Annotated in this window: 14 protein-coding genes; 1 reads left to right on the forward strand and 13 read right to left on the reverse strand. The window is 56.0% G+C overall.

Annotated features, from left to right (window positions below):
* Positions 1 to 122 precede the first annotated feature (122 nt).
* The 7 genes from AB6V08_RS00005 to AB6V08_RS00035 all read right to left on the reverse strand — a co-directional run bounded on the left by AB6V08_RS00005 (position 123) and on the right by AB6V08_RS00035 (position 9,463).
* Positions 123 to 881, reverse strand: coding sequence for an amino acid ABC transporter ATP-binding protein (locus AB6V08_RS00005; protein ID WP_368540613.1), 759 nt, complete (start codon positions 879 to 881; stop codon positions 123 to 125).
* Positions 882 to 888: 7 nt separating this feature from the next.
* Positions 889 to 1,992, reverse strand: coding sequence for an amino acid ABC transporter permease (locus AB6V08_RS00010; protein WP_368540614.1), 1,104 nt, complete (start codon positions 1,990 to 1,992; stop codon positions 889 to 891).
* 9 nt (positions 1,993 to 2,001) lie between these two features.
* Entirely contained in the window at positions 2,002 to 3,183 is a 1,182-nt protein-coding gene (locus tag AB6V08_RS00015; protein ID WP_368540615.1) for an amino acid ABC transporter permease, read from the reverse strand.
* 67 nt (positions 3,184 to 3,250) lie between these two features.
* Positions 3,251 to 4,276 carry an amino acid ABC transporter substrate-binding protein gene (locus AB6V08_RS00020; protein WP_368540616.1) on the reverse strand — a complete coding sequence of 342 codons (1,026 nt, stop codon included), beginning with the start codon at positions 4,274 to 4,276 and terminating at the stop codon, positions 3,251 to 3,253.
* A 447-nt stretch (positions 4,277 to 4,723) separates the two neighbouring features.
* The gene (locus tag AB6V08_RS00025) at positions 4,724 to 4,945 is read right to left on the reverse strand and encodes a lipoprotein (RefSeq protein ID WP_181621040.1); all 222 of its coding nucleotides are present in this window, start codon (positions 4,943 to 4,945) and stop codon (positions 4,724 to 4,726) included.
* A gap of 256 nt (positions 4,946 to 5,201) precedes the next feature.
* Positions 5,202 to 8,312: an efflux RND transporter permease subunit gene (locus AB6V08_RS00030; protein ID WP_368540617.1), complete on the reverse strand. Its 3,111-nt coding sequence runs from the start codon at positions 8,310 to 8,312 to the stop codon at positions 5,202 to 5,204.
* 11 nt (positions 8,313 to 8,323) lie between these two features.
* On the reverse strand, positions 8,324 to 9,463 hold the full coding sequence (locus AB6V08_RS00035; protein ID WP_368540618.1) for an efflux RND transporter periplasmic adaptor subunit: 1,140 nt from the start codon (positions 9,461 to 9,463) through the stop codon (positions 8,324 to 8,326).
* A gap of 401 nt (positions 9,464 to 9,864) precedes the next feature.
* Between AB6V08_RS00035 and envR the strand changes: the two genes are divergently transcribed.
* Positions 9,865 to 10,512 (forward strand): acrEF/envCD operon transcriptional regulator, encoded by a 648-nt coding sequence (gene envR, locus AB6V08_RS00040; protein WP_368540619.1) that lies wholly within the window; start codon positions 9,865 to 9,867, stop codon positions 10,510 to 10,512.
* Here envR and AB6V08_RS00045 read toward each other — a convergent pair.
* From AB6V08_RS00045 to prmA, 6 genes are all read right to left on the reverse strand, one after another.
* A complete protein-coding gene (locus tag AB6V08_RS00045; RefSeq protein ID WP_368540620.1) occupies positions 10,507 to 12,600 on the reverse strand; it encodes a putative bifunctional diguanylate cyclase/phosphodiesterase in 2,094 nt (697 codons plus the stop codon). The genes envR and AB6V08_RS00045 overlap by 6 nt on opposite strands.
* 141 nt (positions 12,601 to 12,741) lie before the next feature.
* On the reverse strand, positions 12,742 to 12,906 hold the full coding sequence (locus AB6V08_RS00050; RefSeq protein WP_368540621.1) for a DUF2556 family protein: 165 nt from the start codon (positions 12,904 to 12,906) through the stop codon (positions 12,742 to 12,744).
* Between the two features lie 181 nt (positions 12,907 to 13,087).
* A complete protein-coding gene (gene fis, locus AB6V08_RS00055; RefSeq protein ID WP_000462905.1) occupies positions 13,088 to 13,384 on the reverse strand; it encodes a DNA-binding transcriptional regulator Fis in 297 nt (98 codons plus the stop codon).
* 23 nt (positions 13,385 to 13,407) lie between these two features.
* The gene (gene dusB, locus AB6V08_RS00060; RefSeq protein ID WP_368540622.1) at positions 13,408 to 14,373 is read right to left on the reverse strand and encodes a tRNA dihydrouridine synthase DusB; all 966 of its coding nucleotides are present in this window, start codon (positions 14,371 to 14,373) and stop codon (positions 13,408 to 13,410) included.
* Between the two features lie 331 nt (positions 14,374 to 14,704).
* Positions 14,705 to 15,445 carry a carbonic anhydrase gene (locus tag AB6V08_RS00065; RefSeq protein ID WP_368540623.1) on the reverse strand — a complete coding sequence of 247 codons (741 nt, stop codon included), beginning with the start codon at positions 15,443 to 15,445 and terminating at the stop codon, positions 14,705 to 14,707.
* A gap of 139 nt (positions 15,446 to 15,584) precedes the next feature.
* Positions 15,585 to 16,466: a 50S ribosomal protein L11 methyltransferase gene (gene prmA, locus AB6V08_RS00070; protein WP_368540625.1), complete on the reverse strand. Its 882-nt coding sequence runs from the start codon at positions 16,464 to 16,466 to the stop codon at positions 15,585 to 15,587.
* Between the last annotated feature and the right edge of the window lie 9 nt (positions 16,467 to 16,475).

Below are 16,475 nucleotides of genomic sequence, written 5' to 3' on the forward strand. Positions count from 1 at the left end.
CATCAAACAAGAAGAACCCCGTACCGAAAGGTGCGGGGTTTTTTGCTTTGTGGTTTTGATTTGTACGCGGGGCAGGTCAAATAAAATGCCGGGTGGCGCTTCGCCTTACCCGGCATGGAAAACTAGTGGATCACCTGCGACAGGAAAGCCCGCGTGCGCTCTGATTTTGGATGGGCAAAGAACTCGTCCGGCGGAGCCTGTTCAACAATTTCTCCGCGATCCATAAAGATCACCCTATCGGCGACCGTTCGCGCAAAGCCCATCTCATGCGTCACGCACAGCATGGTCATCCCGGACTGCGCCAGACCAATCATGGTATCCAGCACCTCTTTCACCATTTCCGGATCGAGCGCTGATGTTGGCTCATCAAAGAGCATAATCTTAGGCTTCATGCACAGTGAGCGGGCAATCGCCACGCGCTGCTGCTGTCCGCCTGAGATCTGCCCCGGAAACTTATTGGCGTGTTCGGCAATACGCACGCGCTCCAGATAGTGCATTGCCAGCGCCTCGGCCTCCTTTTTAGGCATCTTTTGCACCCAAATTGGCGCTAACGTGCAGTTTTGTAATACCGTCAGATGCGGGAATAAATTGAAGTGCTGGAAGACCATCCCGACCTCCTGACGCACGCGCTCGATATTGCGCACGTCCTCATTCAGCTCTATCCCGTCGACCACGATCCGTCCCTGCTGATGCTCTTCCAGGTGGTTAATACAGCGGATCGTCGTGGATTTTCCCGAGCCGGAAGGCCCGCAGAGAACGATGCGTTCTCCCTGTTTAACCTTCAGGTTAATGTCTTTCAGAACGTGGAACTGCCCGTACCATTTATTCACGTTTTCCAGCGTAATCATCGCGTCGGCGGGGGTCATAGTAATCTGGCTCATAAATTCCTCAGTGCGGTGTACGCCCGGTGTTAAAGCGCTTCTCCAGATGCTGGCTATAGCGCGACATGCTAAAACAGAAAATCCAGTAAACCAGAGCGGCAAAGACATACCCCTCGGTGGACATACCAAGCCAGACGGGGTCGACCGTGGCCTGCTGCACGCTGCTAAAGAGATCGAACAGGCCGATGATGATCACCAGGCTGGTATCTTTAAAGAGCGCAATGATGGTGTTCACAAGCCCCGGAATAACCAGCTTGAGCGCCTGGGGCAGAATGACCAGCCCCTGGGTTTTCCAGTAGCCGAGCGCCAGCGATTCTGCGGCTTCGTACTGGCCTTTAGGCAATGCCTGGAGACCGCCACGCACTACCTCGGCAACATAGGCCGACTGGAACAGAATCACCCCGACCAGCGCGCGAATCAGCTTGTCGATCGTCGTGCCTTCCGCCATAAATAGCGGCAGCATGACCGATGACATAAACAGCACGGTAATCAGCGGCACGCCGCGCCAGAACTCGATGAAGATGACGGACAGAATACGCACGACCGGCATTTTTGAACGACGCCCTAACGCCAGCAAGATCCCCCACGGCAGCGCGCCGGCAATCCCCACGGAGGCAATAATCAGCGTCAGCGTCAGACCGCCCCACTGGCGCGTTTCGACACGCTCCAGCCCGAAGAACCCACCGTACAGCAAGATCCAGACGATAACCGGGTAGACCACCGCCCAGCAGGCAATGTAACGCTCGCGGTGGGGCAGGTTTTTCCAGAACATCGCCGCCACGGAGAGCAGGCCGATAATCAGCGCGAGGTTGATGCGCCAGCGCTGCTCGTGCGGATACAGCCCGTACATGAACTGACCGAAACGTTCATGGATAAACACCCAGCACGCGCCCGCTTTGGTACAGTCGGCGCGGGTCGAACCGACCCAGTTAGCCTGTAAAAAAGCCCAGTTCAGCAGCGGCGGGATCAGCTCCCACATGAGCCACAGGCAAACAATCGTCAGCAGGCTGTTACTCCAGCTGGAGAACAGGTTTTTGCGCGCCCAGGTAATGTAGCGCCCGCCAGGGGATCCGGCCGTGCGCGCAGGGTGAGACAATATCGCTTTTGTCATCATGGCTCCTTAGCGCTCAACCAGTGCGATGCGACGGTTATAGAGGTTCATCAACAGCGAAATCGCAAGGCTGATAATCAGATAGACAGACATTGTGATGGCAATGGTTTCAATCGCTTGCCCAGTCTGGTTAAGCACGGTTCCGGCGAACAGCGACACCATATCCGGATAGCCAATGGCAGCCGCCAGCGAGGAGTTTTTGACGATGTTGAGATACTGGCTGGTCAGCGGCGGAATAATGACGCGCAGCGCCTGCGGAATGATGACCTGACGCAGCGTTACCGTGTTTGGCAAACCCAGCGAGCGGGCCGCCTCGTGCTGACCGTAAGGAACGGCCTGAATGCCCGAGCGGATGATCTCGGCGATAAAGGCCGAGGTGTAAATGGACAGCGCCAGCGTCAACGCCGCCAGTTCGGGGATCAGCACCATCCCGCCCTGGAAGTTAAAGCCGCGCAGATGCGGAATATCCCAGTGCAGCGCCGCGCCAAAAAGCCCGTGCGCCAACAGCGGAAGGCCAACGATCAGCGCTACGCCAACAGGCCATGTCCTGCGAAGCTGGCCGGTTTTGATCTGATGCTTTTTGTTAAAACGAAACAGCCCGATCGAGATAACGATGGCGATCGCGATGGCCGCAATGAACGCGTAAATCCCTTCCGCGACCTGGGGTGAGGGGATATAAAGCCCGCGGTTGCTCAGGAATAAAAGATCGAAGGCATCCACCGCCTGGCGCGGGCCGGGGAGGTTACGCAGAACGGCGAAGTACCAGAAAAAGATCTGCAGCAGCGGCGGGATATTACGGAAAGTCTCGATATAAATGGTCGACAGCTTTCGCAGCAGCCAGTTTTCAGAAAGCCGCGCGAGGCCGATAAAGAACCCCAGAATCGACGCGAAGACTATGCAAAGCGCCGAAACCAGCAGGGTATTCAGCAGGCCGACGACGAACACCCGTCCGTAGGTATCGCCTTCCTGATAATCAATAAGATGCTGAACAATGCCAAAACCCGCGCTGCGATCGAGAAATGCAAAGCCGGAGGTGATGCCGCGATTATTCAGGTTAGTTACGGTGTTGTGGATGAGATAGGCGACGATAACCACAACCACGACGATGGCTATTATCTGGAACAGCCAGGCGCGAACCGCGGGGTGAGAAAAGGATAGCGATCCTTTTACAGCTGGGCGGCGATGGGACATAAAGAAACCTCGGTAACCATGACTCTGGAGAGGGCACCGCACGCGCAGTGCCCGTTACAGCAAATGCTTAACGTACTGGCGGAGCGTACTGAATGCCGCCGTTATTCCAGAGGTTGTTCTGGCCGCGTTTGATCTTCAGCGGGCTTTCCGATCCCACGTTGCGCTCGAAGATCTCTGCGTAGTTACCGACCTTTTTAACGATGTTATATGCCCACTTGTTATCGAGCTTCAGATCCTTACCAAAGTCGCCCTCTTTGCCCAGCAGGTGCGCCATATCCGGAGTCGTTGGGTTTGCGGCTTTCTCATCAACGTTCTTCGAGTTGATGCCCATCTCTTCGGCGTTCAGCATGGCGAACAGCGTCCAGCGAACAATGGAGAACCAGTCTTCATCGCCGCGACGCACTACCGGCCCGAGAGGCTCCTTGGAGATCACTTCCGGTAAGACGATCCATTCCGCCGGGTTGCTCAGCTTAATGCGCAGGGCATACAGCTGAGACTGGTCGGACGCCAGCGTATCGCAGCGGCCTGACTCCAGCGCTTTGGCGGATTCGTCAGAGCGGTCAAAGGTCACCGGGGTGTATTTCATGTTGTTAGCTTTGAAGTAATCCGCGACGTTCAGCTCGGTATCGGTACCGGCCTGAATACAGACGGTGGCGCCATCCAGCTCTTTGGCGCTTTTCAGCCCCGCTTTATTATGCGTCAGGAAGCCGATGCCGTCGTAATAGGTGACGCCGGTGAATGACATGCCCATGCCCGCGTCACGGGAGGAGGTCCAGGTGGTATTGCGCGAGAGCATATCCACTTCGCCGGACTGCAGCGCGGTGAAGCGCTCTTTCGCGGTTAGCGGGGTGTATTTTACCTTGCTGTCGTCGCCGAAGACGGCGGCGGCAACGCCGCGGCAGACGTCAACGTCAATACCGGTAAACTTGCCGTTGGCATCGGCATAAGAGAAGCCAGGTAATCCGTCACTGATACCGCACTGTACGAATCCTTTCTTTTTAACGGCATCAAGCGTCGTGCCCGCGTGGGCCTGATTGGCAACCGCAAACAACACGCCCGCGGCGGCCAGGCTGGCTATCATCATCTTTTTCATAGTGCATCCTGTGTGGCGAAAATTATCGTTATAGAGGCGTTTTAAACGCTTTGACCTGTCTGTGGCTGTGGCCGACGTTTATAAAGCAAACGCGATGCCAGGTTTGCGCCCGACGAAATAGAGGACGGCGGAACGCATAATGCTGAGTGTAGACAGGGTTAAATAAATCGAGCGCCCTGAAATGGTGCGAAATTACAACCTGCGCCACAAATTAGAGCAAAAGTTTGATTAACCGTTTAATAAGAAGCAGATAGTTGCCAGCGTGAATATTGGCATGGTAGGGAATAAAGCGAACGGGAGAAAATAGCGCGCTGGAATATAAAATTTAAAAAGCGAGCGCTGGTTTTAAAAATAAAATAAGTGCGGAAATTAAATGCGTTAAACAACAGAAACGCAAAAGCGCGGCCTGAGCCGCGCTTTCACTGGTGTCCGTTTACGCCTCTGGCGTTACTTGGTCAATGCAACGATACCCAGCGTCAGACCTGCTAATGCTGCCGCACCGCCAGCGATTGCCCCGGCCGTTTCCCAGTTATCCTGGGTGGTGCCTTTCATACAGGTATTGGTATGAACCAGTCGCCCCTGATCGTCGTATACCGGTACACATGGTGAGTCGTGCGCGCAACCAGCAAGTAGCGCAGCGAGTAGTGCAACGGAAATGAATCTTTTCATGATGTTACCTCAAAATTATCTCGCATTCGCTACATAACCAGGACGGTAAATAACGAATTGATGGCTATTTTACCACCGCAATAAGCCCGACAGGCACGTGGAATAATCTCAAATTATGTGATTTGTAAAAATCGTGGAGAAATGAACGTCAGCCAGATGAATAAATGGAGAAAATATGAAGCTGCGAGAAGATTATTTCTTACTTACGGCAAATAGATAAATAAAAAAGGCACCTTTCGGTGCCTTTCAGGCGCTATCACTCTTTATGTGCGGTAAACCGCCGACGGACAACCACGAAGAAGACCGGAACGAAGAAGATCGCCAGCAGCGTGGCGGACAACATCCCGCCCATCACCCCTGTCCCGACCGCATTTTGCGCACCGCTCCCGGCACCGCTGCTGATAACCAGCGGCAGCACGCCAAGAATAAAGGCCAGCGAGGTCATCAGGATCGGGCGCAGACGCATCCTTGAGGCTTCAAGCGTGGCTTCGATAATGCCCTTGCCCTCTTTCTCCATCAGATCTTTGGCAAACTCAACGATGAGAATCGCGTTCTTGGCCGACAGGCCAATGGTGGTGAGCAGGCCCACCTGGAAGTAGACGTCGTTGTTCAGTCCGCGCAGCGACGCCGCGAGCAGGGCGCCAATCACCCCCAGCGGCACGACCAGCATGACCGAGAACGGAATCGACCAGCTTTCATAGAGCGCCGCCAGGCACAGGAACACCACGATCAGCGAGATGGCGTACAGCGCAGGCGCCTGGTTACCGGAAAGGCGTTCCTGATACGACATCCCCGTCCAGTCATAGCCGATGCCGGAAGGCAGTTTCGACGCGAGGTTTTCCATCATCACCATCGCTTCACCGGTACTTTTACCCGGCGCGGCTTCACCGAGGATCTCCATTGACGGCATCCCGTTGTAGCGCTCCAGCCGCGGCGAGCCATACACCCAGCGCGAAGTGCTGAAGGCGGAGAACGGCACCATTTCGCCGTTGCTGCTGCGAACGTACAGGCTGTTGATATCGGTCGGCAGCATACGGAAACGGGCATCGGCCTGGACGTAGACCTTCTTCACGCGTCCATGATCGATAAAGTCGTTAACGTAGGTGCCGCCCAGCGCGGTCGAAATGGTCTGGTTAACGTCAGAGAGGCTTACGCCCAGCGCCTGCGCTTTTTCCTGATCCACATCGAGCTTGAACTGCGGCGTATCTTCCAGCCCGTTCGGACGCACGCGCACCAGCAGGTCCGGATGCGCTTTCACCATGCCGAGAAGCTGGTTTCGCGCCTGGGTGAGCTGCGTATGCCCCAGGTTCGCCTGGTCGATCAGCTCAAAGTCGAAGCCCGTGGCGGTGCCCAGTTCGATAATCGCGGGCAGGTTGAACGGGAAGACCAGGCCGTCTTTAATCTGGCTGAAGGCTTTGGTCGCGCGGCCCACAATCGCGGTGACGTTGTTTTCGCTGCCCGGGCGCGCCTCCCACGGCTTCAGGCTGACAAACGCAATGCCGGAGTTTTGCCCCTGTCCGCTAAAGCTGAATCCGTTAACGGTGAACACCGATTCCACATTCGCTTTTTCCTGGTTCAGGTAGTAATTCTGCACCTGATCGAGCACCTGCTGGGTGCGCGTCTGGGTGGCGCCCGCCGGGAGCTGCACCATCGTCATAAACACGCCCTGATCTTCTTCCGGCAGGAAGGAGGTGGGCAGGCGCAGGAACAGCACCGCCATGCCGCCGACGATCAGGACGTAAACCAGCAGGTAGCGCCCGGTCTTGCGCAGAATGCCGCTAACGCTGTTGCTGTAATGCTCCACGCTCTTATCGAAAAGGGCGTTGAACCAGCCGAAGAAGCCGCCTTTGACGTGATGATCGGCAGACGCCGGTTTCAGCAAGGTGGCGCACAGCGCGGGGGTCAGAATCAGCGCAACCAGCACCGAGAGCGCCATCGCCGAGACAATCGTCAGCGAGAACTGGCGGTAAATCGCCCCGGTCGAGCCGCCGAAGAAGGCCATCGGGATAAACACCGCGGAGAGCACCATCGCAATCCCCACCAGGGCGCCCTGGATCTGCTCCATCGACTTCTGGGTGGCCTCTTTGGGCGGCAGCTTGTCTTCCACCATCACGCGCTCGACGTTTTCGACTACCACGATGGCGTCATCGACGAGTAGCCCTATCGCCAGCACCATCCCGAACATCGTCAGGGTGTTGATTGAGAAGCCGAACGCCGCGAGCACCGCGAACGTGCCGAGCAGCACCACGGGCACGGCTATGGTCGGGATAAGGGTCGCGCGCAGGTTTTGCAGGAACAGGTACATCACCAGGAAGACGAGGACGATGGCCTCAAACAGCGTTTTCACCACTTCGTGAATCGAGATTTTCACAAACGGCGTGGTGTCATACGGGTACACCACCTTCAGCCCCTGCGGGAAGAAAGGCTGCAGCTGCGCCAGCTTGGTTTTGATGGCGGCGGCGGTGTCCAGGGCGTTAGCGCCGGTCGCCAGCTTGATCCCAAGCCCCGTTGCCGCCTGGCCGTTGATTTTGGTCACCATGTTGTAGTTTTCGCCGCCGAGCTCAATGCGTGCCACATCTTTGAGATGCACCATCGAGCCGTCCTGGTTGACCTTCAGGGTCACGCGGCCAAATTCTTCCGGCGTTTTCAGGCGGGTTTGCGCAATGATCGAGGCGTTAAGCTGCTGACCCGGCATGGCGGGAGTGCCGCCGAGCTGCCCGGCCGCAATCTGGTTGTTCTGCGTTTTCAGCGCGTTGATCACGTCCAGCGGCGTCAGCTGGTACTTGTTCATCGCGTTGCTGTCGAGCCAGACGCGCATCGCGTACTGCGCGCCAAACAGCTGCACATCGCCCACGCCGGAAGTCCGGCTGATAGCGTCTTTCACGTTCGACGCCACGTAGTCCGAGATGTCATCCTGGGTCAGGCTCTTATTGTCCGAGACAAAGCCGGCAACCAGCAGGAAGCTGCTGCTCGATTTCTCAACGCCGATCCCCTGCTGCTGTACCTCCTGCGGCAGCAGCGGCATCGCCAGCTGGAGCTTGTTCTGCACCTGAACCTGGGCGATATCCGGGTCAGTCCCCGATTCGAAGGTCAGGGTGATGGTCACGTTACCGGCGGAGTCGCTGGTGGAGGACATGTACATCAGGTTATCGATACCGTTCATGTTCTGTTCGATCACCTGGGTCACGGTGTCCTGCACCGTCTGGGCATCGGCGCCCGGGTAGGTTGCGGTCACGGCAACCGCCGGAGGGGCAATGGTGGGGTACTGGGCAACGGGAAGTTTTAAAATCGCCAGCCCGCCCGCAATCATCAAAATGATGGCAAGCACCCAGGCGAAAACCGGCCTCTGGATAAAGAAATTAGCCATATCGTCGTCCCTTAGCCGGCCGGCGTTGCGGTGGTATCAGGCGTTGCCACCACGGTGACGCCAGGACGAACTTTCTGTAGGCCGCTGACAATCACGCGATCGCCGTTTTTCAGCCCTTCCGTCATCAGCCAGCGATCGCCAATGGCCTGCGGCGCGACAACGGTGCGGGATTCCACCTGGTTTTTATCGTTAACCACCATCACGGTTGCATCGCCGCGCGGGGTGCGGGTAACGCCCTGCTGAGGCACCAGAATGGCGTCCGGCTGGGTGCCCTCATCGATACGGGCGCGCACGAACATGCCCGGTAAAAGCATGTGCTGCGGGTTCGGGAAGATTGCGCGCAGGGTAATGGAGCCGGTGCTTTCATCCACCGTCACGTCGGAGAACTGCAGGGTGCCTTTCAGGGGATAAGGCTGACCGTTTTCCATCAGCAGCTGAACGCTGCTGCTGCCGTCGCCTTTTTGCAGGCTCGACTGTTTAAGGTGCATAAACTCGCTGCTGGACTGGGTGACGTCGACGTAAATCGGATCCAGCTGCTGAACGGTCGCCAGCGCCGTGGCCTGCCCGCTGGTGACCAGCGCCCCCTCGGTGACGCTGGATTTACCAATGCGGCCGTCGATAGGCGAGGTGACTTTGGTGTACGCCAGGTTGATGCGGGCGCTCTCGACGCCCGCCTTCGCGGCAACCACGGAGGCGTCCGCCTGCTGCGCGGTTGCCACAGCCTGATCGTACTCCTGCTTGCTGACGTACTGCGTCCCGACCAGAGGCACATAGCGTTTCACCGTCAGGTGGGCGATATTCGCCGCGGCCTGGGCTTTCGCCAGCTCGCCTTTGGCGTTATCGTAGGCGGCCTGATAGGTGGCAGGATCGATCTGATACAGGGACTCACCGGCTTTGACGTCGCCGCCCTCGGTGAAGTTACGGCGCAGCACAATCCCGCTCACCTGCGGGCGAACCTCGGCCACGCGGAACGCGTCCGTTCTGCCCGGCAGCTCGGTCGTGACGGAGAGCGGCGCGCTCTTGACGGTATACACGCTGACGTTCGGGGCCTGCGCGTGCTGTTGCTGACCGTCTTGCCCATCACAGCCTGAGAGCAGGGCAGCACAAACAATAAAACCTGATAAAGGTAGAAGCCTGAAATGAATTGTCATTACTGTTCCTTTAATAACCCCCGTTTCACCGATATTCGCCGGGATCGGTGTAAGGGCTGGTGGGCATAAAACAAAATTTAGCTGCGTATAATAAGGAGGGTATTTATTATTTTTTGATTTATAAGTGCTGAGAAACAGCTTAATGCAACAAAATCCTATTTTAGACTCACTTTCTTCTTCTGTAATTCTGACAAGCTGATAACGTAAGTAACCATTAAATTAACGTCACATATACATAAGATGAATTAAATTCAGATGATTCATTTATCATAATTATGAATTAAGGGCTGTGACTTTTTTTGTGCAAAATGAATTCTTATTCTGTTGAATACTTCAGCATGACGTTTCATACCCTTGTTTTTGAATTTTGTTTCCACCCGGCAGGTAATGAGTGACCGTTCATGGCGCGTAAAAAGAAAGAAGAGGCTCAAAAGACACGGCAGCAGCTGATTGAGGCCGCTATCGGGCAGTTTGCCACCCGCGGCGTGGCAAACACGACGCTGACAGATATTGCAGATGCCGCCCGGGTAACGCGCGGCGCAATTTACTGGCATTTCTCCAGTAAATCAGAAATATTCAATGCTATCTGGGAGCAGCAAATACCGCTGCGTGAAATTATCCGCGATCGCCTTTCATTATCAGACGATGTTGACCCACTCTTAATGCTGCGTGAACAGTTTATTGCGTCATTACAATATATCGCGCGCGATCCTCGCCAGTGCGCGTTATTACAAATCCTGTATCACAAGTGTGAATTTAATAGCGATATGATTTCAGAGTGTGAAATTCGTAACCGGATTGGCATAAATTACGATTATCTGCGGGGAACCCTGAAGCAATGTATTTCAAGAAAAGTGATTTCCCCGAGCGTGAATATCGAACTGGCCCTGATTGTTTTTCATGGTTTTTTTAGCGGCGTGATCAAGAACTGGTTAATGAACAGCGACAGCTTTAACCTTTATCAGCAGGCGCCCGCGCTCGTGGATAATATTCTGGCGACGCTCCAGGGTTCGCGAATGCCGCCAGCGGTGTACGGCGCGGCGCTATGACGGCGCGCGCGGCGGGGTTGCCGGCGGCAGCTCGCCGTTCTGACAGAGCGCTTCTACGGCTTGCGCACTCACCGGTTTGCCGAGCAGATACCCTTGCAGCGTGTTGCAGCCGAGCTCGGTTAAAAACGCCTGCTGCGCCTGCGTTTCGACGCCTTCCGCCACCACTTTCAGGTTCAGGGTTTTCGCCAGCGCAACGATAGCGGAAACAATGGTGGCATCTTCGCTTTCCCCGCTCAGCTCCTTCACGAACGCGCGGTCGATTTTCAGCTCGCAGGCGGGCAGGCGCTTAAGATAAAGCAGACTTGAATAGCCCGTGCCGAAGTCGTCAATCGAGGCCTTCACGCCTGCGTCCGTCAGCTCGGTGAGGACGCGCACGCTCTCGTCAGGATTGCTCATCGCCGTGGTTTCCGTCACTTCGAGAATCAGCATTTCCGGCGGCACGCTGTGGCGCGCGAGGCAGTCGAGCACGGTTTTTACCAGCGAAGGTTGCTCAAACTGCAGCGTCGAGAGGTTCACCGCCATCGACCAGCTGTGATGCCCCTGCACGTGCCACTCCCGCAGCTGGCGGCAGGCTTCGTTAATGACCCAGTTGCCGATTGGGATGATAAGCCCGGTTTTCTCCGCCAGGGGCAGGAACGCGTCCGGCGTCAGCAGCCCCTGCTTCGGGTGCTGCCAGCGCAGCAGGGCTTCGAATCCGAGGATAGGCCCGGCGGGCGCGTGGAATTTTGGCTGATAGAGCAGGCGCAGCTCGTCGCGATCGATAGCCATCCACAGATCGTTCATCAGCTGCAGATGCGTTTGCGCCAGGGTGTTCATCGACGGCTGGAAGAAGTGGTAGCCGTTTCGCCCCATATGCTTGGTGTGATACATCGCGGCGTCGGCGTTAAACATCAGCTCGCGATCGTTTTTCCCGTCGTGCGGGTAGAGGGCGATGCCGATACTCAGGGTCACCATCAGGTCATAAGGGTCAATGGCGAACGGGCTGTCGATGGCGCGAACCAGGGCGCTGGCCAGCGAGGCGGCGTCGTCCGGCCCCTGAATTTCAGCCAGCAGGACAAACTCATCCCCGCCGATGCGCGCAAGGGTGTACTGGCCCTTCAGCGGCAGCAGCAAACGCTCCGTCACCGAGACCAGCAGCTTATCCCCGACGTCGTGCCCGTAGGCGTCGTTCACCGCCTTGAAGCCGTCCAGATCCATAAACATCAGCGCAAAGTGGGTGCCTTCGCGGTCGGCTTTGCTGATGGCCTGATCGAGGCGGTCTTCGAGCAAAATGCGGTTGGGCAGGCGCGTTAGCGTATCGTGCAGCGCCAGCTGTGCCAGCTCGCGGTTGGCTTCGGCCAGCGAGCTGGCAAGCAGCGAGGTGCGCGCCTGAAGGCGGGCGTCCAGCATGGACACCAGCAGGCTGATCCCCAGAATCGAGAGCGCCACAACGCTCACCAGCACCGCCAGCCAGCTACCGTTAATGCCGTGGTGATGCACCATTGTCGTCATCGGAAACTGCGCGGCCTTCATGCCCGCGTAGTGCATCCCCGCGATGGCAAACCCCATGGTGATGGCGGCACCCAGCCGCATCAGCGCCACCTGGGCGGCCTCGTGGCGTAAGCGGAAGGTCAGCCACAGCGCGGCCAGCGAGGCGGCGAGGGCGATAACCACGGAGATCGCCACCCAGGTTTTATCCCAGATGATGCCGGGTGTGACCTCCAGCGCCGCCATGCCGGTGTAGTGCATGGCGACAATCCCGCTGCCCATCACCAGCGCGCCGGGCAGCAGACGGCGCAGCCGCAGGCGCTCGCAGCTCACCAGCCACAGCGCAAACATCGATGAGCCCACGGCGATGACCATCGACAGCACCGTCAGCCCCGCGTTGTAGCTCATGCTCATGGAGAGATCCATCGCCAGCATGCCGATGAAGTGCATGGCCCACACCCCGATACCCATCGCCACGCCGCCCCCCGCGAGCCAGACGCGTGATGCCACGCCCTGGCTTCCCGCTACCCGCGCAGCCATATTCAGGGCGGTGTAGGCAGCAAGGATGGCGACAACAAAGGAGAGGACTACGAGGATATGGTTGTATTGGCTAACCAGCATGGTCTGTTCAACTCGATGAAAGGCGTTTAGCAAGAGCAGTTGAGAAGGGCTGAGACATTATCACCCAAAGGTAATGACGAAAAGTGATTTAAATCCCTGTTTTTACTGGGTGATAACAGGGAGTTCGGCGAAGTTTGCTGCTTAATCGAGATCGGAACAGTTCACCAGTTTTAGCGGGTTCACGGAATTCATATTGCGACACTTATCGGTCTCGGTGGACATCAGCTCGATCCACTGCATCAGCAAGGCGTCAAAAAGGAAGATGGAGACAGCAAACACGACCAGCCACCAGTACTTACGAATCATTGTGTCATTCCGGGAGAAAAGAGGTGCTTCGGGTGGTGGAAATATACACGAAATGGCGAGGTTGAAAAGTGGGGGAAGGGAAGGTTTACAAAGCCTTGACGCAGGCGTGTGAGCGGCAATAAAAAAGGCGCTTCCCCATGCCGAAGAGCGCCTTTTTAAACAAGCATTTCGCTAATCGAAATTAGTTCATGCCGTATTTTTTCAGTTTCTTACGCAGAGTACCACGGTTGATACCCATCATCAGCGCAGCGCGGGTTTGGTTACCGCGGGTGTATTGCATCACCATGTCCAACAGTGGCTGTTCAACTTCAGCCAGTACCAGCTCATACAGGTCATTAACATCCTGACCGTTCAGTTGAGCAAAATAGTTCTTCAGTGCCTGTTTAACCGAGTCACGCAGGGGCTTTTGAGTTACCTGGTCCTGAGAGTTAACGGTAGAAACGGTCAGTACGTCAGAATTTACGCGTTGTTCGAACATAGTTCTGTCAGCTCTTTATTTCATTACGCAAGATTTTCGAAGTATGCCTCCAACGCCTCCAGCTGTACGCTGGCATCCTCTATGGCGTTGAATGTGCGCCGAAACTGGTCATTTGGAGCGTGTTCCTGGAGATACCAGGAAACGTGTTTACGCGCAATTCGGTACCCTTTTGCCTGACCATAAAAATCATGCAATTCCCGAACGTGCGCACAAAGCAAGCGCTTAATCTCTGCCAGAGGCAGGGGAGCAAGCAGCTCTCCAGTGTCCAGATAATGCTGGATTTCCCGAAAGATCCAGGGTCTTCCCTGAGCCGCACGTCCTATCATCAGAGCATCAGCTCCCGTATAGTCGAGCACGGCTCTGGCTTTAAGCGGGTCAGTTATGTCGCCATTCGCGATAATCGGAATGGAAACTTTCTGCTTAACTGCCCGAATGCTGTCGTATTCAGCTTCGCCGTTGAACAAACAGGCGCGAGTGCGTCCATGAATGGTCAGGGCCTGAATGCCACAGTCTTCGGCCAGTTGGGCAATCTCTACACAGTTACGGTGTTCCGGCGACCAACCCGTGCGAATCTTTAACGTAACAGGAACGTCCACCGCGCTGACAACCGCTTCCAGGATTGACTTCACCTGGTCGGGGTATTGCAGAAGGGCTGAACCTGCAAGCTTGCGATTCACTTTTTTGGCCGGGCAACCCATATTGATATCGATAATCTGGGCGCCACTTTCCACGTTGATACGCGCGGCATCTGCCATCTCTTCAGGCACGCTTCCGGCGATTTGCACGGTGCGAATACCTGGCTCATCAATGTGCACCATCCGCAGGCGGGACTTGTCGCTTTCCCAAACCTGCGGGTTAGACGACATCATCTCGGAAACGGTTAATCCTGCTCCCATCTCGTAGCACAGCGTCCTGAATGGTCGGTCGGTAATACCTGCCATAGGTGCTGCGATCAGGCGATTTCTGAGCTGGTGGTGTCCGATGCGCATGAGTTAAGAAATGACCATACTGTGACTGCAAGGCGGCGTATATTACGCATTTTTTGCACGAGATGAAAGGCCAAACTTTGAACAATCCTCTGTTGTAGATCAAGGAATCGCCGCGCGGGGGGAATGGGTAAAATTATTCGCTTTTTAAATCATTAAGTTAAGTATGAATGATTATTTTATCGGCTCTTACAAATTCCCGTAACTTCTCATCATTTCTGAAAAAATGTATCACTTAACCGGGATAATCTGCTGTTTTTAGCAGCAGATTGCCCCGCTTCTCTGCGATCTGCGTCGCATTTTAGAACATCATCTTAGCGCCAAAAAACAGGCGTTATTCGACAACGACGCGGCCATGAAGTGACTGTACCGGCCGGTTATTATCGTGGTGCATGGTGTGGGTGAATTTCTCCAGCTGGGCGGTAGACAGCGTTAGCGGATGCTTCAGCACAATCCACGTCACTCCTTCGGAGCATGGCGGTGTGGTCAGCGAACCGCTGAAGCGCCAGTAAGTTTTGTCTTTAGGCAGCAGTGCGTTCAGGTTCAGGTGCGTTGTTAGCGTTGCACTCTGCTCCGTCTGTACCGGCATGGTGCTCCAGAGTGCTTCCAGCTCCGGGTTTGCCGCCCCTTTGTTAAACATCACCGCAACAACGGTTAACTCGCCCTGGGCATTTTTATGCACCAGATGCATCTCCATCGCGGCTTTTTTGCCGTGGATGGTGTTCTCGCTGGGAGCGTGGAAGTGGAACTGTTGCAGCGTCCAGGTCTGGTTATCCAGGGTAATGCTGTCCCGGGTATCTGGTTTCTCACCCGCCTGAATGGTGTGACCGTTGTTGGTGAGCGTCACCGGGCCGTCGGTATAGTGGGTTTTGAGCGGGGCGAGGTGGGCTTTGAGCGTGGCGTCGATATTGATCGGCGATTGGTTCATCCCGGTCTGACAGGTTTTGAAGGTGTCATCCAGTTTTCCCCAATTCTCCGGCGCGCCTTCGCCTTCATAACTCCAGTGAGAAGCCCATGCGGAAACAGACATCACGCTGAGCGCCAGAACGGCGACCTTGCCAAAAAGTGGTTTCATACTATTTTTCCGGTAAATGTTTTTAGGTTAAACATAATTAAAACAAAGAGTTGTTTACCATTTTACCGAAGCGCAGATTCTGGAGAGAGGCAAATCGTGGGGAAAAATTGCGTGGCCAGCGGGTGGCCACGCGGAAGAATTACTTCTTACGGCCGGTAATGCGGCACCACTCTTCTTTTTCGACCACCGGGTCGAGGGTGAAGAGATCGGCATAGGCTTCGCAAACGCTCTCGGCCTGGCTTGCCAGAATGCCGGAAAGGCCCAGCAGACCGCCCTCAACGGGCAGGACGCTGATTAACGGCGCCAGCTCGCGCAGCGGGCCCGCCAGAATGTTCGCAACCACCACGTCGGCTTTCATCACCGCGGGCTGCGCGTCCGGCAGGTAAAGCTCCAGACGATCGGACACGCCGTTGCGCTCGGCGTTATCGCGGCTGGCCTGAATCGCCTGCGGATCGATGTCGATCCCGATGGCTTTGGCAGCGCCCAGCTTTAATGCGGCGATAGCGAGGATCCCGGAGCCGCAGCCGAAGTCGATCACGGTTTTGCCTTCCAGATCCAAACCGTCCAGCCATTGCAGGCACAGGGAGGTGGTCGGGTGGGTGCCGGTGCCAAACGCCAGGCCCGGATCGAGCATTACGTTGACCGCGTTTTCATCCGGCACGTCGCGCCAGCTCGGGCAGATCCACAGACGTTTACCGAACTGCATCGGGTGGAAGTTATCCATCCACTCGCGCTCCCAGTCTTTGTCTTCCAGCTGTTCGATTTTGTGCACGAAACCTGCGCCCAGCAGCGGGTGGGTTTCCAGAATGGCGACAACCTCTTTCATGTCGGTTTCTGCGTCGAACAGGCCGATAACGTCCGTGTCGCCCCACAGGCGCGTTTCACCCGGCAGCGGTTCAAACACCGGGGTGTCATGCGTGTCCTGGAAGGTGATGGAAACCGAACCGGCTTCCATCAGCGCATCGCTTAGCTCTTCGGCGTTAGCGCCGGTTGTGTTCAGTTTTAGTTGGATCCACGGCATGGCAAACTC

This window comes from Enterobacter soli (genome assembly GCF_964208575.1).
In the GTDB taxonomy this organism is placed as follows: Bacteria; Pseudomonadota; Gammaproteobacteria; order Enterobacterales; family Enterobacteriaceae; genus Enterobacter; species Enterobacter soli_A.